Raw genomic sequence first — 21,412 nt, 5'->3', positions numbered from 1 at the left:
GATGAGCCACGGCGGCATTTCCCGGGAAGCGCCGCCGCGCATCGATGCGGAGGCGGACGTCGTCGTGATTGGCGCGGGCGCCTGCGGTCTGACCGCAGCCCTGCGCGCGAAAGCGGAAGGCGCCGACGTCATCGTTCTGGAACGGGACGCCTCCCCCTCCGGCTCGACCTCCATGTCCTCCGGTTTCGTGCCTGCACCCGCAACGCGATTTCAAGGCAAAATCGGCGTCGCCGACGATACGCCGGAGCGATTTGCCAAAGATATCCTGGCAAAGTCGAAAGGCCTCTCCGACCCGGACCTCACCCGCCTTGCCAGCGAGACCATCGGCCCGGCCCTGGAATGGCTGGCCGACACCTGCGGCCTCGACTGGATCGTCCTCGACGACTTTCTCTATCCGGGCCATACGCGCCACCGCATGCACGCTGTTCCCGAAAAGACCGGCGCCGCCCTGCTCGCCCGCCTCCTGAGCGCTGCAGAGCAGGCGGACATTCCCGTCGTGACCGAAGCCCCGGTCGACCGTCTTTACGCCGACGCGGACAACCGGATCGTCGCGGTGGAAATCGCGCGGCCGGACGGCGCCACCGAAATCCTCGGCTGCAAGGCGCTGATACTGGCCTGCAACGGCTTTGGCGGGGACAGCGATCTTGTCGCCGAACATATCCCGGAGATCGCCGGCGGGCTCTATTACGGCCACGAGGGCAACAAGGGCGATGCCTTGCTCTGGGGCGAGGCGCTCGGAGCGGATCTGAAGCACCTGAGCGGCTACCAGGGTCATGGGTCACTGGCCCATCCGCACGGCATACTCATATCGTGGGCGCTGATGATGGAGGGCGGCATCCAGGTGAACGCGGAAGGCCGGCGCTTTTCCAACGAGAACGGTGGCTACTCCGAACAGGCGGTCCATGTGCTGAAGCAGCCGGGCGGCATCGCCTGGAACATCTACGACGAACGCATTCACGCATTCGCGCTCGGCTTTCCGGACTACCAGGAGGCGGTCAAGGCCGGCGCCATTCGGCAAGCGGACGACATCGCGGGGCTGGCCCGGATAACGGCGACGCCGGAAACCGCCCTGGGCGAAACGCTGAGCGAAATCGCGTCGTTTCAGGCTGGCATCACCGACGATCCGCTCGGCCGCGACTTCACGGCAAAGCCAAGCCTGGCGCCCCCCTATTTCGCGGTCAAGGTAACCGGTGCCCTGTTTCACACCCAGGGCGGCCTCAGGATCGATGACAAGGCGCGGGTCCTCGACCGGAACGGCGCAGCGGTTCCCAATCTTTTCGCGGGCGGCGGCGCGGCCTGTGGCGTGTCCGGCCCGGATGTCTCCGGCTATCTCTCCGGTAACGGCCTCCTCACCGCCATCGCCTTCGGATTTCTCGCCGGAACCTATTGCGCCGGTCTGCGCTGACCGTAGCCTGACGCCTGCGGTGGAGACCTCCTGTTCATCGATAGAACTTGAAGGCTGATCCTGCAGAAATGCACAGGACGGCGCATCGCGCTCGAAAATCTGACAAGCAGATCTGCGTCTTTGTGTGATTGTGCGAAGGAGAACTTGGCACGCCCAACGGGACTCGAACCCGTGTTTCCGCCGTGAAAGGGCGGCGTCCTAGACCGCTAGACGATGGGCGCGCGGTGCGGGATGAGAGCACTGTCTCAAGCCGAGGTTCGTGCGTATAAGGCTGCGCGCGGAAAGACGCAAGCCCCTTTCTTCATTTTTTCGTCACATAGCTGTTGATACCGGCAACGCCTTACCGCGCGACGAAATCCGTGCGCCCGATCCGCACGCCGGTTTTGGGGTCGAAGCGCAAAAGCGCGGTCCCGCTGCCCTCGCGCACGAGCACCAGCAGCAGCCCATCCGAGAGGGTGGCCTGCAGCACCTCCGCGTCCGGCCCGACCGCGACCGTCGCGGCGAAGGCGGCTTCCGAGGGATCGGCCTCATAGGTATTGATCTTGTAGAGAATTGCTGCAAAGACAGCGATGAAACCAGCTAACATGATCAGGGACGACCCGAACAACAGGCGCTTCAGCTTCGCCTGGACCCGTTGGGTGGCCGGATCGAGCGGAGCCTCTTCCGGGCCCTCTTCCCCGTATTCAGGTTGTGACATGACAGATAATTCCCAAGAAGATCCGGCCGGTCTGGACACGGATTTCAGTTTGACGGTCGATGCGGACGATGCCGGAAAGCGGCTCGACGCGGTTTTGGCCTCCCACGTGGAGGTCTTGAGCCGCAACAGGATTCAGTCCCTGATCAAGTCCGGAGACGTCACCGTCGGCGGCGCGAAAATAGTGGAGCCGAAATACCGGGTCAATGAAGGCGACGCACTCGTGCTCGTTTTACCCGAAGCGGAAGACCCGGAGCCGAAGGGTGAGGACATTCCCCTTTCGGTGGTTTTCGAGGACGAGCACCTGATTGTCATCGACAAGCCGGCCGGCCTGGTGGTCCATCCGGGCGCCGGCAACTGGACCGGAACCCTCGTCAACGCGCTCATCCATCATTGCGGCGACAGCCTGTCCGGGATCGGCGGCGTCAAGCGGCCCGGCATCGTGCACCGGATCGACAAGGACACCTCCGGCCTTCTGGTGGTCGCCAAGACCGACCGGGCGCACCAGGGGCTCGCCGCCCAATTCGCCGATCACGGCCGCACCGGCCCGCTGGAACGCGCCTATGCCGCTCTCGTCTGGGGCGCGCCGTCCGGCCTAAAAGGCACCATCGACGCCAATCTCGCCCGCTCGCAGACCAACCGGCAGAAGATCGCCGTCGTCAAGACCGCCGGCCGCCGCGCCATCACCCACTGGCAGGTGAAGGAACGTTTCGGCGGTCATTCCGAGGATGCTCTCGCCGCCCTGATGGAATGCCGGCTGGAGACGGGCCGCACCCACCAGATCCGCGTGCACATGGCCCATATCGGCCATCCGCTCATTGGCGACGACGACTACGGTTCGGGTTTCAAGACCAAGATCAACCGGCTGGAAGAGCCGCTGAAAGGCGTTGTCGCCGGCTTCACGCGCCAGGCCCTGCATGCCGGACTGCTGGCTTTCGAGCACCCGATCAACGGTAAAACTTTGCGCTTCGAGAGCCCTTACCCGGAAGATTTCGCAACATTATTGTCGACATTACAAAAATTTTAGGATGCGTTTCCCTTTTTCAGCCATGCAATTGACCGAAATGAACCTATATTAGGGTCTCTTGTGTGCCGACACGGACACAGTTTGTGTGCCGGTTTCCCCTTGAACAAGCCTGCTTGCGTAACACGGCGGAGCGGCCCGGGGCGGACCGGTGCAAACCCGATGAAAGGGGGTGCATGACATGGCCCAGAACGTACCGACGCTTACAGCCGGGGAAGGCGGTCTCAGCCGCTATCTGGATGAAATCCGCAAGTTTCCCATGCTGCAGCCGCAAGAAGAATACATGCTCGCCAAGCGCTACAAGGAGCATGAGGACCCGGAAGCCGCCGAGCGGCTGGTGAACTCCCACCTGCGCCTCGTCGCCAAGATCGCGATGGGCTACCGGGGCTACGGACTGCCGATCGGCGAGGTCGTTTCCGAAGGGAACGTCGGCCTGATGCAGGCGGTCAAGCGCTTCGAACCGGACAAGGGCTTCCGGCTCGCGACCTATGCCATGTGGTGGATCAAGGCGGCGATCCAGGAATACATCCTGCGCTCCTGGTCCCTCGTCAAGATGGGCACCACCGCCAACCAGAAACGCCTTTTCTTCAACCTGCGCCGCCTGAAGGGCAAGATCCAGGCGCTGGACGAGGGCGATCTGAAGCCGGATCAGGTCGCGGAAATCGCCACCCGCCTCGGGGTCTCCGAGGAGGAAGTGATCTCCATGAACCGCCGTCTTGGCGGCGACGCCAGCCTGAACGCACCCGTGCGCGCTGAGGCGGACGCCGGCGAATGGCAGGACTGGCTCGTCGATGAAAGCGAAAGCCAGGAGACCCTGCTCGCCAATCAGGAGGAGCTGGACATGCGCCGCAAGCTCCTGAGCGACGCCATGGACGTGCTCAACGACCGCGAACGCCGGATCTTCGAGGCCCGCCGCCTGTCGGAAGACCCGATGACCCTGGAAGACCTCTCCGGCGAATTCGGCGTCAGCCGTGAACGCGTCCGCCAGATCGAGGTGCGCGCCTTCGAAAAGGTCCAGAAAGCGGTCCGCAACAGCGCCCGCGCCACGGAACAGCCGGCGGTCTAACGTCCTGGACATTTCAGACTGCCGACAAAGCGCTGGGGCGATGGCTCCGGCGCTTTTTGTTTTGCACGCGTGGGGAGGTGTTGGGGCGCGGTTTGAACAAGTGCCCGGAAAGAGGGCGGAGAGGACGTCGGGTTAGTGCGCAGCGGCGTCAAAGCCGACATTCAGACGGTTCAAGAAAACGGTAGCTTTCAGCCCAGAGCTTCCTTTAGCGAACTCCGATAGGGAAATCAGCTTTTCTCTAAGCTGTTTCTTGTTAATCGCAGTAAGTTTGGCCGTTGTATTTGAAGCAGTTTGATCTGGAATTCGAGCTTGGGCGACGGCGTGTGTTGGTAGCTTTGGGCACATAACACGCCCCTCTAGACGACAGACGCTGACCGCTGGGGCATGTTTTGCGAACACAGGCTCCTTCGCGCAGCTCCTCGGTGGCACTGCAAGTCAGGGGACAGGCCCGTCCGTCCAGATTTTCCAGATCGTGCAGAAGGTTCGCGGTCGGCTCCAGCGCAACAATATCGATCTCGGGAGTGTGCTCGCTCAGTGTTTGAAGAGCTCTTCGACTGTTGCGCCCCCAGATGCCGTCTTCTGTTCCAGCTTGGCAGCCCAAACGGTTCAGTTCCAACTGAATAGATCTGGCGATTTCTCGATTGGACAGCACTGGCGGCGGTGACTCAGAGGGGTCAGACTGGACCTGAGCGTCCGGATTCGCGGTGGCGACTTGTATTGGCTCGGCCTCAGCTCCACCGCCGGTTTCCGTTTGCTCGACAACGTCACGGTTGGCTCCATCCGTTTGCGCCGGCGCAGCGTTTTCTACAGCCTGCGCATCGTCGGCCGATCCATCATCCGGGGTAGGAGGTGAAATTTCCGCAATCGTTTCTTGAGCGTTCGGTGCCGGCTTTTGATCTCGAAACTGAAATGAGCCAATGAGTGAGGAACTGCTCCATGGCACTTGCTGTCCTTGCGTCGCTTCCATCACTTCGAACCGCACACGGCGAAACATGATCTCAACATCGATGTCAGGTGTGCCTATATGGCGGAGGAGCGCCGACGTGAAGGGGCTATGACGGCCTTCGCCATCAAGTGCGACATTGCCTGGTTGCGTGGCGTAGGCGATGAGCGTGCCGATACCAGTTTCGACACGCGCAAGTCCGCGTCCGATGCTGGTCGAACGGGTTCCCATGCTCCGAGAAAGATTCCGTGCCATCGGATTGTCCCGGCAGGCATCAAGTATCACCAGATTGGTCCGTTTTTCCCTCTCCATCAAACCTATCACGCTGTTCAGGCTAATCGTCTGAAACTCCAAATCCGCTTCGTCCATAAGCTCAGCATCCACCGGGAGCAGGTAATTGGCGTTGCCGACTTCAAGCCCGTGCCCGGCGTAATAAAGAACAGCGGCTTCCGCCACACGCGAAGCCCTCGCGAACTCGCCGATCAACGACACAAAATCTTTGCGTTTCAAGTCATAGCCCGAAAAAACCTTGAAGCCCAATTGCGTCAGAGCATTTGAAATGCCCTCGGCATCGTTTCGTGGGTTGGCGAGGTTTTGTCCATTTTCGTATTTTGAATTGCCTATGACGAGAGCGACACGCGAAGCCTTCGCAAAGGCCGGACTGAGTATGACAGCCGAGATAAGAAACAGTGCCGCAACCGCAGCTGAGATCGTCGCATGGACTTGCACTGGTTTTCTCATGGCTGGATTCCAAGCTTGTGTTCGCTTGCGGACGATTGTGAAACAATCTGTCCGGACTTTCAAAATGTCGCTCACCATAGATCGGTGATAAAATTGCAGTTACACTATCAAGTAACGAAAAGTGAGGCAAGTTAACTGGCCTCACGAATAAATATTGTTGACCAAACTGATTCAATTGATAGCCTGTAGCCGGACTTCTCAATCCGCACCACTACCAGATCTTCCTCGGTCTAGGCATTTTTATTAAAGGGGTTGATTACATGATTTTCGCAAAAAGAAATTTCGCCTCGGTTTGTACAGGCATTCTTGTCGCCGCCGGCTTTTTATTCATCGATGTGGCCAGTGTTCATGCGCAGCAAACAAGAAACTGGCGCAGAAGTGTCAAAAGTGGCGGTGAGATGGAATTTCAGTGGTTGAATTACGATGAGAAGACATGCCGGGATAGGGGATACCCGCGACTGATTATAAATAAAAAACCAGAACTTGGTCGATTTAGAACGAAAAAACGCAGATTCACCCAAAGGACCGGGAAGTGCAAAGGGTCTAAGTTGAGCGTTTTGCTCGTATATTATGTCGCTGGAAGCAAAAAGGGACGGGATCGACCATCTTATACCATTCGGGGATCTGGCGATATTCGCATCAATCTCAATATGAAGGTGTATTAGCCGTCTATTTCATAAGACTAGCCTGTTCGGGAGACCAGGCGCATTTCTTAGAAGTCTTTCCGTTTTGGATAAACACAAGCGCGATGCGGGCCGGATCTCATACCTCAGGCGACAAACTGATGGGTGGTGCTGCTGCGGTTGCTGAGTTGCTCCACCAGATACGCCGATTCACTTTCAAGGGAGGCTAAGTCGGCAAATGCATTTTGAGACATACAGAGATTCCTACGGCGAGCGTTGGCAGTTTAATCCAGAGGCGGTTGAGCGCGTTATATTGGCCTATGAATTTATGAGCGCGTTGCCTTCCAAATCCAATTTACGGCAGGAGAAGCTTGGACCACTGAGCGGTACAATGCCGGTAATTGATTGCGACATTAAAAAAGCCAAAGAGCTCGCAAATAGAGAATTTAAAGATTCTTTGGATTTCTTTCATGTAACTCGAAAATCGAGCGGGCGAAGGGCATTCGATGATCTTGTTTATTACATGTCATCAACAAGACAGATGCGCGGCATACATCAAAATTACGTTGGCACAATAGCGAAATATCAGAAAATTGCCATCGACCGTACAACCCGAAACATCGAAATGGCAAAATTTGCGCGAGACACCGGCTTTACAATCGTGATGATCTACGCCAACTGCTGCGGGGCATCTTTGGTTGGCGCTGGCGCCGCAGCAATTGGAGCGGGTGGCAAAGGTGTTGCCAAATATCAGGACACCGGAAAATTTGATGCAGCTGCGATTGAATCACTCGGTCAACTGGTCGGATTTGGCTGGGGTGCTGCGGCCAGTGTCGGCAAAGTGGAAGGCATTGGTAAGGGCATCATGGTCGGCCTTGGAATGATTCAGGGGGCAGCATTTACGGTTGGTGCAGGATCTGTTGAAAAAAAGCCGGCCTCTGAAACTCTAACCAAGATCGGCCTTGATGTACTGACAGGTCTTGCCGGTGAGGGGGTGAGCCACTTCGCAGGGAAAAGGCTTCAACAATACAGGGAGGCCTATAGGCAGGCTAAGAAGACAATCGATCCTGACCAGATGGAGCAGATCGTCGGTACGACGAGCGGTTTTGTATTGGATACCGCCAAAGGTCAGGTGGAGAAGGCCATATCAGCAAAAAAGAAACACGACCGGGCCAACCCCTCACTCATTGCTGCCAGGAGCAATGCACAGCGCGACGTAATAATGAACGTCATGCGGAAGTGCTGATGAGCACCTGCTGAACTCGCCAAACCGGAATCAAGCGAAAGTGCGAAAGATCTTGTATATTGTCCATTGCGGTCATTCACTTAAACCGCAATGAACGCCCGCTTCCCGTCCTCCCTTTCGGCTAATACCAACCTCAACAAATAAGACCCTATTTGTTGAGGTTGCTATGAGACGGAGACCTGCCAGGCCGCTTCCGTCGATCCCGCTGGCTCCCCGGGACCCGTCTGCCCCCCGAAAGAGCCCGGCAGCGCCGGACGCCTATTCGACCTTGAACTGCCGGCTGGCGTCGAAGTCCGCCAGCGTCTGATAGAAGGTATCCGCCGGCCCGACAATCTTGGGGTCCGAGTCGAGATTGATTTCGGTATCGGCGCCCGGATAGGACAGCGCCCGGATGAAATAGCGCATGCAGTTCAGGCGCGCGCGCTTCTTGTCGTCGGAACGGACGACGGTCCAGGGCGCGTCCGCGGTATGGGTGTAGAAGAACATGCTCTCCTTCGCCTCGGAATAGTCGTCCCACATGTCCAGCGACTGGACATCGACGGGGCTCAGCTTCCAATGCTTCAGGGGATCGCTGTTGCGCGCCTGGAAGCGGCGCAACTGCTCTTCCCGGCTCACCGAGAACCAGAACTTGAACAGGCTGATCCCGCTGCGCACAAGCATGCGCTCGAATTCCGGCACCTGGCGCATGAACTCCATGTATTCGGCCGGCGAACAGAAGCCCATGACCTTCTCGACGCCCGCGCGGTTGTACCAGGAGCGGTCGAACAGGACGATCTCGCCCTTGGTCGGCAGATGCTTCACGTAGCGCTGGAAATACCACTGGCCCTTTTCTTCTTCGGTCGGCTTTTCAAGCGCGACGACGCGTGCACCGCGCGGGTTCAGATGTTCCATGAACCGCTTGATCGTGCCACCCTTGCCGGCGGCATCCCGGCCTTCGAAGATGACGACGATGCGCTGACCGGTGTCCTTGACCCAGTTCTGGACCTTCAGGAGTTCGATCTGAAGCTCCTGTTTGCGCGCCTCATACTGCGCCCGGTTCATGCGCCGCTTGTAGGGATAGTTTTCAGGCAGTTGCGACCTGTTGCCCTTGGCGATCGAACGCTCATGCAACAACAACGAATGGCTCTTGTGGACCGCCGGATGTGGAACAGGCTGCTTCGCTCCGGCCTTGCGCGGGGTTTTCTTCGCGTTTTTTTCAGGAGCAGCTCCGGTGCCGGACTCGACCGGTTTCTGTTCCGATGCAGAGGCGGATTTCGCTTTCTGGTCCATTAATTCTTCCTTCAATTGGGGAGCCTTCGTTGAGACACGCCTGAGCTGCTGGAAATCACCGGTTGCTCAGAACGCAGGTAAGTAAACCCTAAGACCAAAAGCGCTCGTTTCGCATTGACCTAAAACAACGGAAGCCGGTGAATTCTGCATCTCCGAGGGTTTTCATAGCAGGTGCAGCTTAACAGGACCCTATCCGACCGTATTCGCCACCCTCATGGTGCGTTAAATGCCCCGACGTGGACCGGACAATCGTACGGGACATGCGCTGCCGCCGCCGAGGTTCCTATTGGTTACGGTTGGCATTACGCTACGGCATCTTTTTCGCGAACGGTGGCCGATGCGTCAGCTTTTCAAAACCCTGCTTTCCAAACGCGGCCTCGTGGCGATTGTCGCCTGTTTCGTCCTGACCTTTTCGACGGGCCTGCGGTACGTGGACCCCGGTTTCCTCACGGCGCTCAGGGAACTGACCTTCGACTATTACCAACGCATGAAGCCACGTGCGCACGAACCGGCTCCGGTCCGCATCGTCGACATCGACGAGACCTCCATCGCCGAGATCGGCCAATGGCCCTGGCCGCGCACGAAACTCGCCGAGATGGTCCGGCGGCTGACCGACCTGGGAGCCGCCGCCATCGTCTTCGACGTGGTTTTCTCCGAACCCGATCGCACCTCGCCGGCGCAGCTCGGCGATCTGCTGGCGGGCACCGTTCCGCACGACATCCTGAAAAGCTTTCAAGGCCTGCCGGACCATGACACAGCCTTTTCGGCAGCCATCGCCGAAGGCCCGGTCGTGCTCGGCTTCGCGATCACCGACAAGCCGTCGCAGCGTGCCCCGCTCAAGAAAGCGGGCATTGCCTTCGCCGGAGAAAACCCGACCGGTTTCCTGACGCCTTTTCCAGGGGCGGTTCCGAACCTGAACATCTTTCAGGAAGCCGCCAGCGGCATCGGCTCGATCTCAGTCTCCAGGGATGATCTGGAGGGCAGCGTCCGGCGCGTCCCGCTTCTGGAAAGCGACGGCAGCGGCCTTTTTCCAAGCCTGTCGTCGGAGGCCCTGCGCGTGGCGCAGGGGGCAAGCAACCTGATCGTGCGCGCCACCGGCGCCAGCGGCGAGGCCTCCGGCGGCACCTCGGCGGTCACGGCGGTCAAGATCGGCGCGTTCGAGGTCCCTACCACCGCGTCGGGCGAGCTCTGGGTCTATTACAACGAGGACACCCCCGCCCGGTATGTTCCGGCCAGAGATCTGTTCGAGCCGGACAACTCGCGGGACCTGGCGGCGGTGCTTGAGGGGCACATCGTGCTCGTCGGAGCTTCGGCCGCCGGTCTGAGAGACATCCGCGCGACATCACTCGGCGAACTCGTTCCCGGCGTTTCCATCCACGCCCAGGCGCTGGAGCAGATCATCCACGGCCAGTTCCTGTCGCGGCCCGACTGGGCGGACGGGCTGGAGATCATCGCGACCTTCGCCGTCGGCGCCTTCGTCATTCTGGCGCTGCCCGCCACTGGCGGCATCGTCACCGCGATCCTGGGCGCCATGATCGCTGCCGGGCTGGTCGGCGGCTCGATCTATCTCTTCTGGACCGAAGGCCTTCTGGTCGACCCGATCTACCCGAGCGTTGCCTCCTTTTGCGTCTTCGCCGCCACGACCGCCCTGCTCTATGTCCTGACGGAGCGGGAAAAACACTTCGTCCGTCAGGCTTTCAGCCAGTATCTGTCACCCGATCTCGTGACCCGGCTCGAGGACGCGCCGGAACAGCTTTCCCTCGGCGGGGAAATCCGCGACATGACCATCCTCTTCATGGACGTGCGCGATTTCACGCCGATTTCGGAAGAGCTGGAGCCCGAGGACCTGGTAAGGTTTCTGAACACGCTGCTGTCGCCGCTGTCCGATGCCATCCAGGCGGAAGGCGGAACGATCGACAAATATATCGGTGACAGTATCATGGCGTTCTGGAACGCGCCGCTGACGACCCCGGACCATGCGAAAAAAGCCTGCCGCGCCGGACTGACCATGCTGAAGGTCATGGACGGACTCAACGATCGCGACGCCTTCGGGTTCAAGGCCCGAGGACTGAAAACCCAGTTCGTCAGGATCGGCATCGGTCTGAACAGCGGCGAGGCCTGCGTCGGAAACATGGGCTCCGCGCGGCGGTTCAACTATTCCGTAATCGGAGACGCCGTGAACACCGCCTCGCGCATCGAATCGAGCTGCAAGCCGGTCGGCGTGGAACTTCTGGTGTCCGAGGACACCCGCGACAAGGTCCCGGAATTCGCCTTCCTCGAGGCGGGCGAAATCCCGCTGAAAGGCAAGAGCGAACCGGCGAAACTGTTCGCGCTCATCGGCGACGAGGCCGTCAAGTCATCGCGCGAATTCAAGGAGCTGGATATTGTTCACGGGCGCATGCTGCGCGCGCTCAAGGGTGGTCATATCCGCCAGTCCAGGGAGAACCTGGAAAAGGCCAGGACCATCGCCCCGTCCCTGATGGACTTTTACGGCCGTTTCGAAGACATGCTCGACGACATGCAGACGGAAGAAGACGTCCGCAGCGCCGCGCAGGACACGACGCTGCATTTTTGAAAGCGCTTTACCGGATCTCGACCGCGTAAGTCTCCACCGGCACGACCTTGCCGATCAGATCCGCTTCCGCGAGGAACTCCGCGAACCGCTGGTAGCGGCCGCGGTCCAGGGCGGCGGGACGCTTGGCGAAGCGCGGCAGCGTGTCCGTCCAGGCCCGTTTGTTCAGCTCGTCGTTCAGATGCGGATAGGCCTCGACAAAGGCGCTCCAGGCCTCCTGAGGGTGATTGGTCAGATAGATCGTCGCCGCTTCGATAGCGGCCAGGAACTTCTTGAACCGCGGGTCGTCGACCTTGTCCCTGTTGACCACATAGATGAGCTCGTCGAAGACCGGCACGCCGTTTTCTTCCGGATAAAACGCCTTGCCTTCCTTACCCTCAAGCTCGATCTGGGTGAGCTCGAAATTCCGGTAGCCGCCGATAACCCCGTCCACCTGGCCGGACATCAGCGCCGGCGACAGAGCGAAGTTCACGTTGATCAGTTCGACATCGTCCATGGTCAGCCCCACGGAGCGCAGCATCTGGCCAAGCATGGCGTCCTCGAAACCGGAGACGGAAAAGCCGATACTCTTGCCCTTCAGATCGCTCAGCTCCTTGATCGGTCCATCTTTCAGGACGATGAGGGAGTTCAGCGGCGTTTCGACAAGCGTGCCGATCCGCATCACGGGCAGGCCCTCGTCGACATGCGCGTGCAGCGTCTGCTGATAGGAGATCGCGATATCGCCCTGCCCGGCCGCCACAAGCTTCGGCGGCATCGCCGGATCGGCGGGCTCGACCAGCTCGACCTCAAGACCTTCGGCCTCAAAGAACCCTTTCGTCACGGCAGTGATGACGGGCGCATGATCCGGGTTGGTGAACCAGTCCAGAAGCACCGTCAGTTTCTCGGCGGCTTGAACCGGACTTGCGGCCACCAGGCCGGCGGCAAGGGAAAGCGACAGGAGCGTCTTCTTCATAGTCATCCTCCAATATGAAAACATCAGGTTTCGGCCTGCCAGGGCACGAGCAGGCGGGTGAGATATTCGACGGCGTAGCGCATCGCCAGCACCATGAGGGCCAGCAGGATTACCGCGGCGAACAGGAGATCGGCGTTTCCGCGCGCATTGGCCTGAAGCATGATGAAGGCAAGCCCGCCCTTGGCGCCGGCCCACTCGCCGACCACCGCGCCGATGGGCGCGAAGACGGCCGCCACGCGCAGTCCGGATGCCAGCGCCGGCAGGGCGGCGGGCAGACGGAACAGCCAGAGTTCCCTATGCCGGGGAACCTCGTAGAGCCGGGCCAGATCGATCAGCCCTTCGTCGGTCCGGCGCAAACCGTCATAGACCGTCGACGTCACGGTGAAGAAGATCACCAGAACCGCCATGACGATCTTGGACGAGATGCCGAAGCCGAGCCAAAGCACCAGAACCGGCGCGATCGCGAACACCGGCAGGGCCTGGGAAACAAGGATCGCCGGCATTACCACGCGCCCTGCCAGCGGAAAAAGCCAGACGGAGATCGCCAGCAAGGCTCCGCAGGAAACGCCGAGCGCGAAGCCGAGCACGGTCTCATAGGCCGTGATGCCGGCATGATGCAGCAGGAAGGCGGCATTGTCGGGGAAACCGCGCAGGACCTCGACCGGTCCGGGCAGCATATAGGCAGGCGGCTGCAGCAGGACGACCAGCAGCCACCAGACACCGAAAACCGAGGCGGTTCCGGCCAGAAATTTCCCGAAGATCCGAAGCGCGGCTTTCATGACGCCTCCAGAAAACGGGGCGCATAAGCCGACTCATCGGTGGCAACGTGTCTCTTCGAGCAAAGACACCGCTGCAAAGGCAGGTGCGAACGCATAGGATCTCCCGTCTTCGGACACGCCGAAAGTGACATTGGAGATCCGGGAAAAGGCTAAGGTTTCCGTCCCTTCGCCGGCATGACCCGGATCAGGTTCTAAGGGTTCGGCTCTTCACCATCTCAGCTCCTGTCACAGGAGCACCCCTCGGACCGGAAACGACAATGCCCTGCCTTTCGAAAAAAGGCAAGGCATTGGTTTTCAGCTTATATCTTTGCGGCTCCCCGGCGAACTGTTTAGCCGGCTTGCCACGACGAAATCGCTTTCTCCACCGCATCCGCGCCGACACTGCCCTTCTCGAGGGTCAGGATGCCGCGCTTGCCGTTTTCGTAGAGCATCGGAATATCGATCCAGCCACGCTCGCGCAGCAGGGCCAGATTTCTTTGACGCTCGTTCGGCAGGCTGGACAAGGCGATCCAGAAAAAGCCCGGAGAGACTTTGACCGACGCGCCGATCAGGGCGTCGCCGCGCGCCTCTTCCGTCGGCTTCATGACGAGGCCGGGCACATTGACCACGTCGCCGGGCGCGAATTCCTGCGGGAATTCATACTTGATCTCGACAAGATGGCTGGCCGGCAGGGACGTATCCTCGTTCGGCTTGATCCGGATATCGACCTTGACGTCCCGCTCGGGGATTTCAACGGAAGCGTTGAGGACGGTCTGCGCCTTGCCGTCAAGCGTGGTTTCCTCGTCAAGCTCCCAGACAACGGCGCCTTCGGCAGCCGTCCCTGAGCCTCCGGCCTCCTCGCCTTCCTCGTAGAGAATGGAGCGTTGCGCACCCGACGACGAAACGGCCGCCGGGGCTGCCGGCAGGGTCTGCTCGGGCACCGCCAATGCAAGATTTTCTTCCTGTCCCGCCAGCGCGTCCGCGGCCTGCGCCGGGTCGGCGGCGACAATCGCCGGGACTTCGGGCTCCAGCGCATTTTCGACATCCGTCGCTGCCGAAGGCTCCGCTGCAATCGGGGCCGGCTGCGCTTCCGGTGCCTCGCCGGAGGCGTCCGGCGTGATGGTGGTCGTCGTCACCGTCCGTGCATCCGGCGCGACAACCTCGTCATTGCCATCGTCCAGCAGGCGGTCCGTATTTTTCGAGCTGTCCGGATCGTCATCCGCCCCGGCATCCGGATCCTGCCCTGACAGAACCCGGTCAGGCTGTGTGGAAGCTCGCGATTGCGTCTCGGGCGTTTCCCCGGTTGCGGGCGTTTCCTGCCGGTTGACCGCGATCTGATCCGCTGCCGGCAACAGGAAATAGGCGGCGGCGGCGACAATTGCCAGTACCAGAAGTCCGGCGAGTGCGATCGGCAGAAATTTGCTCGAGGAGCTGTCGCCGCGCAAGGCTTCGCCGGCGGACGGCTTCTTGGTCTTGGTCCGGCGCGGCTTGCGGCCCGCACGGTCCGGATCCGGCGCGGCGATTTCATCGGAAGCGACCGCTGAGCCGACCGCGCCTGTTTGTTCCGGTTCGGCCGCGTAAGGGCCGTCACCTTCTGGCGCTGCGGCGGAAAAGGCCGGCTCCTGGCGCGTCTGGGGGGATGCCGCGAACGCGTTCCCGCTTTCCGGTTCCACGGCCTCCTTGGCGTTCTGAACGGCCTGGTTCGCCGCCGATCCGAGGGCACTGGCCTCCGACAGGGTTTCCTTGAGCGGAGACGGCGCCGGTTCTTCCTCGACCGGCGCGGCGGCGGTCTCTACGGCGTCCTGATACTCCGGTTCCGGCGCCTGGTGACGCGGCTCCTCGGCCTGAACGGTCGGCTCTTCAGCCGCGGCGGGTTCGGGCGGCGCCGACTGCGGTTTGGGGGACACGGGTCCCAGACCCAGGCTTTCCCGGGCAGCCTCCGCCTCAACCTTGCGGATCGCCTCTTCCAGGCGAAGTTGCTCCGCGGTGATTTCCGAAGGCGACAAGGGCGGCTCATAGGCCTTGAGCTGATTGACGATCGCGTTGCGGGCGCGGCTGTAAACGCTCCTGCGCGCCGCGCCGTTGCTTTCCGGCAAAGACGTGATCGTTTTCTTCAGGATTGAATAGTAATCAGCCATCTTCCTGCCTACTGGCCAACTGCAAGGTTCCGCGCGTCGGGCTTGAGAATTGAAATCATCCTCTGGCTTATAGCAAGATTTTAAAGATCAGTACTCTTTCTTCTCAATCTCGTGCGGATACGAAGCTTGCAGCTTTCTTTTTCTACAACAAATCTATCGGACAAGCCTCAATGACGTGTCCGGAAAGCACGCAGCGAGCCGCTAAGCGATTCGCAACGCGCCTTCTTAGGTCTTAATAGTGTTCCTTTAATGCCAAGGATCTCAATCCTGGAACGGATTCTGCACAAGAATTGTGTCGTCCCGCTCCGGACTGGTGGACAAAATGGCGACCGGCGCCCCGATCAGCTCCTCGACATGGCGGACGTATTTGATGGCCTGGGCCGGAAGCTCCGCCCAGGTTCTGGCGCCTTCGGTCGATTCCTTCCAGCCTGGCAGCGTTTCATAGATCGGCTTGACCCGCTCCTGCGCCCCTTGCGAGGCCGGCAGGTAATCGATCCTTTCGCCATCCAGCTCGTAGCCGATGCAGATCTTGATTTCGTCCAGGCCGTCCAGAACATCCAGCTTGGTCAGAGCGATCCCGTTGATGCCGGAGGTGCAGACCGTCTGGCGGACCAGCACCGCGTCGAACCAGCCGCACCGGCGGCGGCGGCCGGTGACCGTACCGAATTCGTGCCCGCGCGTGCCGAGAAACTCGCCGACTTCATTCTGCTGCTCGGTCGGAAACGGACCTTCGCCGACACGGGTGGTATAGGCCTTGGTGATGCCCAGCACATAGTCGATGGAGCCTGGTCCCAAACCACAGCCGGTCGCGGCCTGGCCGGCCACCGTGTTGGAAGAGGTCACGAAGGGGTAGGTCCCGTGGTCGATGTCCAGCAGCGCGCCCTGGGCGCCCTCGAACAGGATCCGTTTTCCCTGGCGCCGCTGCTCGTCCAGCAGATACCAGACCTTGTCCATATAGGGCAGAACCTTGTCGGCAACGCTCGCCAGTTCGTCGTAAATCGCCTGCGCTGAAATCTCCTCCTGGCCGAGGCCGCGGCGCAAGGCATTGTGGTGGGTCAGCAGACGGTCGATTTTCGCCGGCAGGGTGGCGAGGTTCTTCAGATCCATGAGGCGGATCGCGCGCCGGCCCACCTTGTCTTCGTAAGCCGGCCCGATCCCGCGTTTCGTTGTGCCGATGCGCGTGCCGGTATTGGAGTTTTCCCGGAGCGCGTCGAGCTCACGGTGCAGCGACAGGATCAGCGTCACGTTTTCCGCCACGCGCAATGTCTCCGGCGTAACGACCACGCCCTGATCTCCCAGCCGCTTCACTTCCTCGGCAAGAGCATGAGGGTCAAGGACAACGCCATTGCCGATGATCGACAGTTTGCCTTCACGCGCGACGCCGGACGGCAGGAGGGAAAGCTTGTAGCTGACGCCGTCGATGACCAGCGTATGACCTGCGTTGTGTCCGCCCTGAAATCTTACGATGACATCGGCCTGTTCCGACAACCAGTCGACAATCTTGCCCTTGCCTTCGTCCCCCCACTGCGAACCGACAACAACCACATTCGCCATCTAGATCTTTGCTCCCTTGAAAGCAGCTTCGCCCCACCGGTTCCGCGACCGGGGGCGCCAACACGACAAGCCCCGGCGATGCGGCCGGGGCAAACGGCGCGGACTATAGACAGGTTTCCCGGAACGCGCGAGTCTCAGCACGGAAAATCAGGCCCGCCACGCTTCTTTTTTCATCAGGATTATACTCCGGTCTTTGTCTTTGTTTTGGCGGCCTTCGCTTCTTCCGCCTTTTCGCCCCGCGCCAGCCTGTTGATCATCGGCGACGTCCTGAGCAACCAGACGAAGCGGCGGCGCTGACTTGCGGGCACTGCCTCGCGTCGCGTCATCCTGACAACAATGAAGAGAACCAGCGCCAGATGGAGCGACGCGGTGTAGATGAAGAACGCTTGCGGACCGAATTGACCCATCAGAAGCGAGGCGATGAACGGCCCGATCACCGCGCCGGTCCCGAACGCCATCAGAATGCCGGCGGCGACATCGACGAACTGGTCTGACCCCGCATGGTCGTTGGCATGCGCCGCCGACAGCGAATAAAGCGGCAGGGCAAAGCCGCCAAACAGAAAGACGCCGGTAAACAGGTCCGACTGCGATGCGGACCCCGAGATGTAAAGACAGGCCAGGCCGGCGCCAATCGTGAAGACAATCAGAACCAGACGGCGGTCGATCCGGTCGGACATCCAGCCGGCCGGATACTGAAAGACGGCCCCCGCGAGAACCCAAAGCGCGATGAAAGCGGCAACCGTCTCCAGACCGAGGCCCAGGGTTTCCGCGTAGATCGGTCCCACCATGCGGAAGGCGCCGTTGGTCAGGCCGATGGTGAAAATACCGACCATGGCGACCGGGGACACCCGCCACAAAATCAGCGGATTGACAAACCGGGTAGGCGGCGCCGGCGGATTACCTTCCCGCGCCAGCGCGATGGGTACTAGCGCGAAACAGAAGAACATGGCGAGAACCATCAGGATATCCGATCCGGAGGCGCCGAAAACCGGCAGAATGAACTGACCGCCCATGACGGACGCCAGATCGACGATCCTGTAGACCGACAGGATCCGGCCGCGCGAAGCGTTGCTGGCGATGGAGTTCAGCCAGCTTTCAAGCACCATCACCGTTCCGCAGGAGGTCGCGCCGCTGACGAAGCGTGCCGCCATCCATGGCCAGCCGGGAGGCGCAAACGCGATTGCCAGGATCGCGATGGCGCTGATCGAGGCCAGTGCGGCGAATACCCTGTTGTGCCCGGCTCGGGCGATCAGGAACGGCGTCACCAGGACACCGGCGGTCAGGCCGGCGTAATAAAACGACCCGAGCAGGCCGATACTCGCATCCGGCAGGCCTTCCGCGCGCGCTCTCACCGCAATCATGGTCATCGCCAGACCGTTGGCGCCGAGCAGACAGCCGGCCGCCAGCAGAAGTGGCGGAAGACGCCCGGCGAGAGAGGCGCTCTGAGCGGGCGGAAAAGCATTTGGCATGGGAACAAGACTTCCTGCTGCCGCAAAGACGGCGTTTCTATGCGTCTACTCTTGCCGGACTGAAAAATTCGCGCAAGGCGCGTTTGCTCGCATTTCGGGTATCGAATGCGACATCCCCGTGCTAACCCGATTTTCCGGAAATCGAGAGACCGCCGATGCCGCTTCGAAATTGGATCATGCTGATTGTGCTTGGCTTCATCTGGGGCGGCGCCTTCCTGTTCGCCAAGGTCGCCGTTGCCGAGATCCCGCCCTTCGTCCTGGTGTTTTTCCGAGTGGCCATCGCCTGTCTTGTGCTTCTTGCCATTCTCCGGTTACGCGGCCTTTTGAGGCACTTGAAAACGCAACATGCCCTCGCTTTTCTGACGATGGGCTTCCTGAACAACGCCGTCCCGTTTTCGCTTTTGTTTCTTGGCCAAACCCAGATCGGGGCGGGCCTGGCGTCCATTCTCAATGCGACGACACCGGTCTTTACCGTTATCGTGGCAAGCCTGTTGACCCGGCAGGAAAGCCTCCAGGCACACCGGGTCGCCGGCGTGGTCCTCGGCGTCGCCGGTGTGGCGATCATGCTGTCGGGCAGCCTCTCGGGACTCGCAACCGACCCGCTCTGGGCACAGCTCTGCTGCCTGGGCGCCGCCACGTCCTACGCCTGCGCGGCGACTTTCGCCAGACGCTTCAAGTCCCTGCCCCCGCAAGTGGCGGCCACCGGCCAGTTGATGGGATCCAGCCTCATCATGCTGCCCGTGGCACTCGCCACCTCCTCAGGCTGGTCGCTCGGGGATGCAAGCGCGACGGCCTGGCTGAACGTCGTTGCGCTCGGCGTGGTCGCCACCGCATTTGCCTACCTGATCTATTTCAGGTTGCTGAGCGAAGCAGGCGCGACCAATGCCTCTCTGGTCACGCTCATTGTGCCTGCCAGCGCGCTATTTTTTGGCTGGCTGATCCTGGGCGAAAAACTCGGCCCCTTGCAGCTTGGCGGCTTTGCCGTGCTGCTGATCGGTCTTGTGGTTCTCGATGGACGTGTTCTGCGGCGCATCGGTGCAAGACCGGTATGACCCTTCGGCAAGAGGGACCAGCGCGGAGGCAACCACGGGCATGGCCTGGTGCCCTGGCTCTTGCAGAAAAGGCAACTGCTTCTGGCGCTGCCAGGCCCCCTCACCCGTGAGAGAGGAGGCCTGCGCTCGCGGGCACGGTTGCGGTTCAAATGCGACCGGCTCTAGAACCGCAGCGCCTTCACCTGTTTCACATGGGAAACGGCTTCCAGCCGCGCCATGACCGCGCCAGGCACCTCGCCGTCCACCTCGACCAGGCAGATCGCGTCGCCACCCGGTGTCAGACGGCCGAGGTTGAAGGTCGCGATGTTCACGTCGCTGTTGCCGAGTTCCATGCCGAGATGTCCGATGAAACCCGGCTTGTCCTCATTGGTGATATAGAGCATGTGAGGCCCGAGCTCGGCTTCCATGTTGATGCCCTTGACCTGAATGATCCGGGGTTTGCCGTCGGCGAAGACCGTGCCGGCAACCGATCGGTCCTGGCGCTCGGTGACGACGGTAAGCCGGATATAGGTTTCGTAAGCGCCTTCCTTTTCCCGGCGGACTTCCTCCACCTTGATCCCCCTGTCTTTCGCCAGGATCGGTGCGGAGACCATGTTGACCGTCTGCAGAAGCGGCGTCAGCAGGCCCGTCAACGCAGCCGCCGTCAGCGCCTGGACGTTCATCTCGCCGACCGCGCCGGCATATTCCAGCCGGACCCCTTCGATACCCGTTTCCGTCAACTGCCCCGCGAAGGATCCGAGTTGTTCCGCGAGCTGGACGAAGGGGGCGAGCTTGGGTGCTTCCTCCGCCGAGATCGACGGCATGTTGAGCGCGTTGTGCACGGCGCCTTCCAGAAGATAGTCGCACATCTGCTCCGCGACCTGGAGAGCGACATTCTCCTGGGCTTCCGTGGTCGAAGCGCCCAGATGCGGCGTTGAAACGAAATTCGGCGCCCCGAAGAGCACGTTGTCTCTCGCCGGCTCCTCGACAAACACGTCGAACGCGGCGCCACCGAGTTTGCCCTCATCGAGCGCGGCGCGGACCGCCGCCTCATCCGCCAGTCCGCCACGCGCGCAATTGATCAGGAACGCTCCGGTTTTCATCCTGGCAAGAGCATCCGCGCTGATGATGTTCCGGGTCTTGTCGGTCAGCGGCGTGTGCAGCGTGACAAAGTCGGACCGGCTCAGGAGCGCGTCGAGATCGACCTTTTCGATCCCCAGCGCTACCGCCCGCTCCGGGGTCAGGAAAGGATCGAAAGCCACGACCTTCATCTTGAGACCGATCGCCCGGTCGGCGACGATGGAACCGATATTGCCGCAACCGATGAGGCCGAGGGTCTTGCCGGTAAGCTCGCGCCCCATGAAACGGGACTTTTCCCATTTACCGGCCTGCGTCGAGGCATCCGCCGCCGGGATCTGCCGGGCCAGAGACATCATCAGCGACAGTGCGTGTTCGGCGGTGGTGATGGCGTTTCCGAAAGGCGTGTTCATCACGATGATGCCGCGCGCGGTCGCCTTTGGAATATCGACGTTGTCGACGCCGATGCCCGCCCGGCCGATCACTTTCAGATTGTCGGCCGCGGCGATGACCTTTTCGGTTACCTTGGTGGCCGAGCGGATCGCCAGTCCGTCGTAGTTTCCGATGATGTCCAGAAGTTTTTGCTTGTCCTTGCCGACATCCGGCAGAAAATCCGCGTCCACGCCGCGGTCTTTGAAAATCTGCACGGCGGCGGGCGAAAGCTTGTCCGAAATCAGGACCTTGGGAGCCATTGTCATTCTCCTTTGAATACGCGTTCAGACCGGGCGATGTCCGCCCGGAGGTGTCGTGTCGTCCAGAGCCTCGAGCGATAAGTCTTTAGTCTTTGACCGGATCAGCTTTGTCTGCTGACGAGGCGGATTGCGCGCCGTGGTGTTTCCCACCACAAGCA

General features: G+C 60.8%; 15 protein-coding genes, 1 tRNA gene and 1 riboswitch. Of the genes, 6 read left to right on the top strand and 10 right to left on the bottom strand.

From position 1 onward, the window contains the following. The first annotated feature begins 1 nt into the window (after nucleotide 1). Nucleotides 2-1,405 (top strand): FAD-dependent oxidoreductase, encoded by a 1,404-nt coding sequence (locus JF539_RS19360; RefSeq protein ID WP_207142349.1) that lies wholly within the window; start codon nucleotides 2-4, stop codon nucleotides 1,403-1,405. 145 nt (nucleotides 1,406-1,550) lie between these two features. Here JF539_RS19360 and JF539_RS19355 read toward each other — a convergent pair. Together JF539_RS19355 and JF539_RS19350 are read right to left on the bottom strand one after the other, a co-directional pair. Continuing rightward, nucleotides 1,551-1,626, bottom strand: a tRNA-Glu gene (locus JF539_RS19355). A 119-nt stretch (nucleotides 1,627-1,745) separates the two neighbouring features. Beyond that, nucleotides 1,746-2,102 (bottom strand): hypothetical protein, encoded by a 357-nt coding sequence (locus tag JF539_RS19350; protein ID WP_207142348.1) that lies wholly within the window; start codon nucleotides 2,100-2,102, stop codon nucleotides 1,746-1,748. Here JF539_RS19350 and JF539_RS19345 point away from each other — a divergent pair. Next, complete coding sequence (locus JF539_RS19345) at nucleotides 2,101-3,126, top strand: RluA family pseudouridine synthase (RefSeq protein ID WP_207142347.1); 1,026 nt, start codon at nucleotides 2,101-2,103, stop codon at nucleotides 3,124-3,126. The genes JF539_RS19350 and JF539_RS19345 overlap by 2 nt on opposite strands. Before the next feature lie 178 nt (nucleotides 3,127-3,304). Next, on the top strand, nucleotides 3,305-4,189 hold the full coding sequence (gene rpoH, locus JF539_RS19340; protein ID WP_207142346.1) for an RNA polymerase sigma factor RpoH: 885 nt from the start codon (nucleotides 3,305-3,307) through the stop codon (nucleotides 4,187-4,189). A 253-nt stretch (nucleotides 4,190-4,442) separates the two neighbouring features. Here rpoH and JF539_RS19335 read toward each other — a convergent pair whose 3' ends face one another. After that, nucleotides 4,443-5,948 carry a caspase family protein gene (locus JF539_RS19335; RefSeq protein WP_207142345.1) on the bottom strand — a complete coding sequence of 502 codons (1,506 nt, stop codon included), beginning with the start codon at nucleotides 5,946-5,948 and terminating at the stop codon, nucleotides 4,443-4,445. 786 nt (nucleotides 5,949-6,734) lie between these two features. On the opposite strand from JF539_RS19335, the gene JF539_RS19330 reads away from it, so the two are divergent. Continuing rightward, nucleotides 6,735-7,742, top strand: a complete 1,008-nt coding sequence (locus JF539_RS19330; protein WP_207142344.1) for a hypothetical protein — start codon at nucleotides 6,735-6,737, stop codon at nucleotides 7,740-7,742. Between the two features lie 258 nt (nucleotides 7,743-8,000). On the opposite strand, the gene ppk2 is transcribed toward JF539_RS19330, so the two are convergent. Beyond that, nucleotides 8,001-9,011, bottom strand: a complete 1,011-nt coding sequence (gene ppk2 / locus JF539_RS19325; protein WP_207142343.1) for a polyphosphate kinase 2 — start codon at nucleotides 9,009-9,011, stop codon at nucleotides 8,001-8,003. 337 nt (nucleotides 9,012-9,348) lie between these two features. Between ppk2 and JF539_RS19320 the strand changes: the two genes are divergently transcribed. Continuing rightward, nucleotides 9,349-11,586: a CHASE2 domain-containing protein gene (locus JF539_RS19320; RefSeq protein WP_207142342.1), complete on the top strand. Its 2,238-nt coding sequence runs from the start codon at nucleotides 9,349-9,351 to the stop codon at nucleotides 11,584-11,586. A gap of 7 nt (nucleotides 11,587-11,593) precedes the next feature. On the opposite strand, the gene JF539_RS19315 is transcribed toward JF539_RS19320, so the two are convergent. From JF539_RS19315 to JF539_RS19295, 5 genes are all read right to left on the bottom strand, one after another. Continuing rightward, the gene (locus JF539_RS19315) at nucleotides 11,594-12,535 is read right to left on the bottom strand and encodes an ABC transporter substrate-binding protein (protein ID WP_207142341.1); all 942 of its coding nucleotides are present in this window, start codon (nucleotides 12,533-12,535) and stop codon (nucleotides 11,594-11,596) included. 23 nt (nucleotides 12,536-12,558) lie between these two features. Then, nucleotides 12,559-13,314, bottom strand: a complete 756-nt coding sequence (locus tag JF539_RS19310; protein ID WP_207142340.1) for an ABC transporter permease — start codon at nucleotides 13,312-13,314, stop codon at nucleotides 12,559-12,561. A 144-nt stretch (nucleotides 13,315-13,458) separates the two neighbouring features. Beyond that, nucleotides 13,459-13,565, bottom strand: a riboswitch (TPP riboswitch). Nucleotides 13,566-13,643: 78 nt separating this feature from the next. After that, nucleotides 13,644-15,431, bottom strand: a complete 1,788-nt coding sequence (locus JF539_RS19305) for a hypothetical protein (protein ID WP_207142339.1) — start codon at nucleotides 15,429-15,431, stop codon at nucleotides 13,644-13,646. A gap of 261 nt (nucleotides 15,432-15,692) precedes the next feature. Next, nucleotides 15,693-16,985: an adenylosuccinate synthase gene (locus tag JF539_RS19300; RefSeq protein WP_207142338.1), complete on the bottom strand. Its 1,293-nt coding sequence runs from the start codon at nucleotides 16,983-16,985 to the stop codon at nucleotides 15,693-15,695. Between the two features lie 179 nt (nucleotides 16,986-17,164). Beyond that, entirely contained in the window at nucleotides 17,165-18,454 is a 1,290-nt protein-coding gene (locus JF539_RS19295) for an MFS transporter (protein ID WP_207142337.1), read from the bottom strand. A gap of 155 nt (nucleotides 18,455-18,609) precedes the next feature. On the opposite strand from JF539_RS19295, the gene JF539_RS19290 reads away from it, so the two are divergent. Then, complete coding sequence (locus tag JF539_RS19290; protein WP_207142336.1) at nucleotides 18,610-19,506, top strand: DMT family transporter; 897 nt, start codon at nucleotides 18,610-18,612, stop codon at nucleotides 19,504-19,506. A gap of 161 nt (nucleotides 19,507-19,667) precedes the next feature. Here JF539_RS19290 and serA read toward each other — a convergent pair whose 3' ends face one another. Further along, nucleotides 19,668-21,254 (bottom strand): phosphoglycerate dehydrogenase, encoded by a 1,587-nt coding sequence (serA, locus tag JF539_RS19285; protein WP_207142335.1) that lies wholly within the window; start codon nucleotides 21,252-21,254, stop codon nucleotides 19,668-19,670. Nucleotides 21,255-21,412: the final 158 nt, after the last annotated feature.

Source organism: Roseibium aggregatum, from assembly GCF_017309185.1.
GTDB classification, from domain to species: Bacteria; Pseudomonadota; Alphaproteobacteria; order Rhizobiales; family Stappiaceae; genus Roseibium; species Roseibium aggregatum_B.
Note: the sequence above shows the minus strand (reverse complement) of the source record. Positions and strands in the feature narration are given on the sequence as shown.

Coding starts and splice junctions, on each gene's coding strand:
- JF539_RS19360 (WP_207142349.1), top strand. CDS start 2: ATGAGCCACGGCGGCATTTCCCGGGAAGCGCCGCCGCGCATCGATGCG.
- JF539_RS19345 (WP_207142347.1), top strand. CDS start 2,101: ATGACAGATAATTCCCAAGAAGATCCGGCCGGTCTGGACACGGATTTC.
- JF539_RS19350 (WP_207142348.1), bottom strand. CDS start 2,102: ATGTCACAACCTGAATACGGGGAAGAGGGCCCGGAAGAGGCTCCGCTC.
- rpoH (WP_207142346.1), top strand. CDS start 3,305: ATGGCCCAGAACGTACCGACGCTTACAGCCGGGGAAGGCGGTCTCAGC.
- JF539_RS19330 (WP_207142344.1), top strand. CDS start 6,735: ATGCATTTTGAGACATACAGAGATTCCTACGGCGAGCGTTGGCAGTTT.
- ppk2 (WP_207142343.1), bottom strand. CDS start 9,011: ATGGACCAGAAAGCGAAATCCGCCTCTGCATCGGAACAGAAACCGGTC.
- JF539_RS19320 (WP_207142342.1), top strand. CDS start 9,349: ATGCGTCAGCTTTTCAAAACCCTGCTTTCCAAACGCGGCCTCGTGGCG.
- JF539_RS19315 (WP_207142341.1), bottom strand. CDS start 12,535: ATGAAGAAGACGCTCCTGTCGCTTTCCCTTGCCGCCGGCCTGGTGGCC.
- JF539_RS19310 (WP_207142340.1), bottom strand. CDS start 13,314: ATGAAAGCCGCGCTTCGGATCTTCGGGAAATTTCTGGCCGGAACCGCC.
- JF539_RS19305 (WP_207142339.1), bottom strand. CDS start 15,431: ATGGCTGATTACTATTCAATCCTGAAGAAAACGATCACGTCTTTGCCG.
- JF539_RS19300 (WP_207142338.1), bottom strand. CDS start 16,985: ATGGCGAATGTGGTTGTTGTCGGTTCGCAGTGGGGGGACGAAGGCAAG.
- JF539_RS19295 (WP_207142337.1), bottom strand. CDS start 18,454: ATGCCAAATGCTTTTCCGCCCGCTCAGAGCGCCTCTCTCGCCGGGCGT.
- JF539_RS19290 (WP_207142336.1), top strand. CDS start 18,610: ATGCCGCTTCGAAATTGGATCATGCTGATTGTGCTTGGCTTCATCTGG.
- serA (WP_207142335.1), bottom strand. CDS start 21,254: ATGGCTCCCAAGGTCCTGATTTCGGACAAGCTTTCGCCCGCCGCCGTG.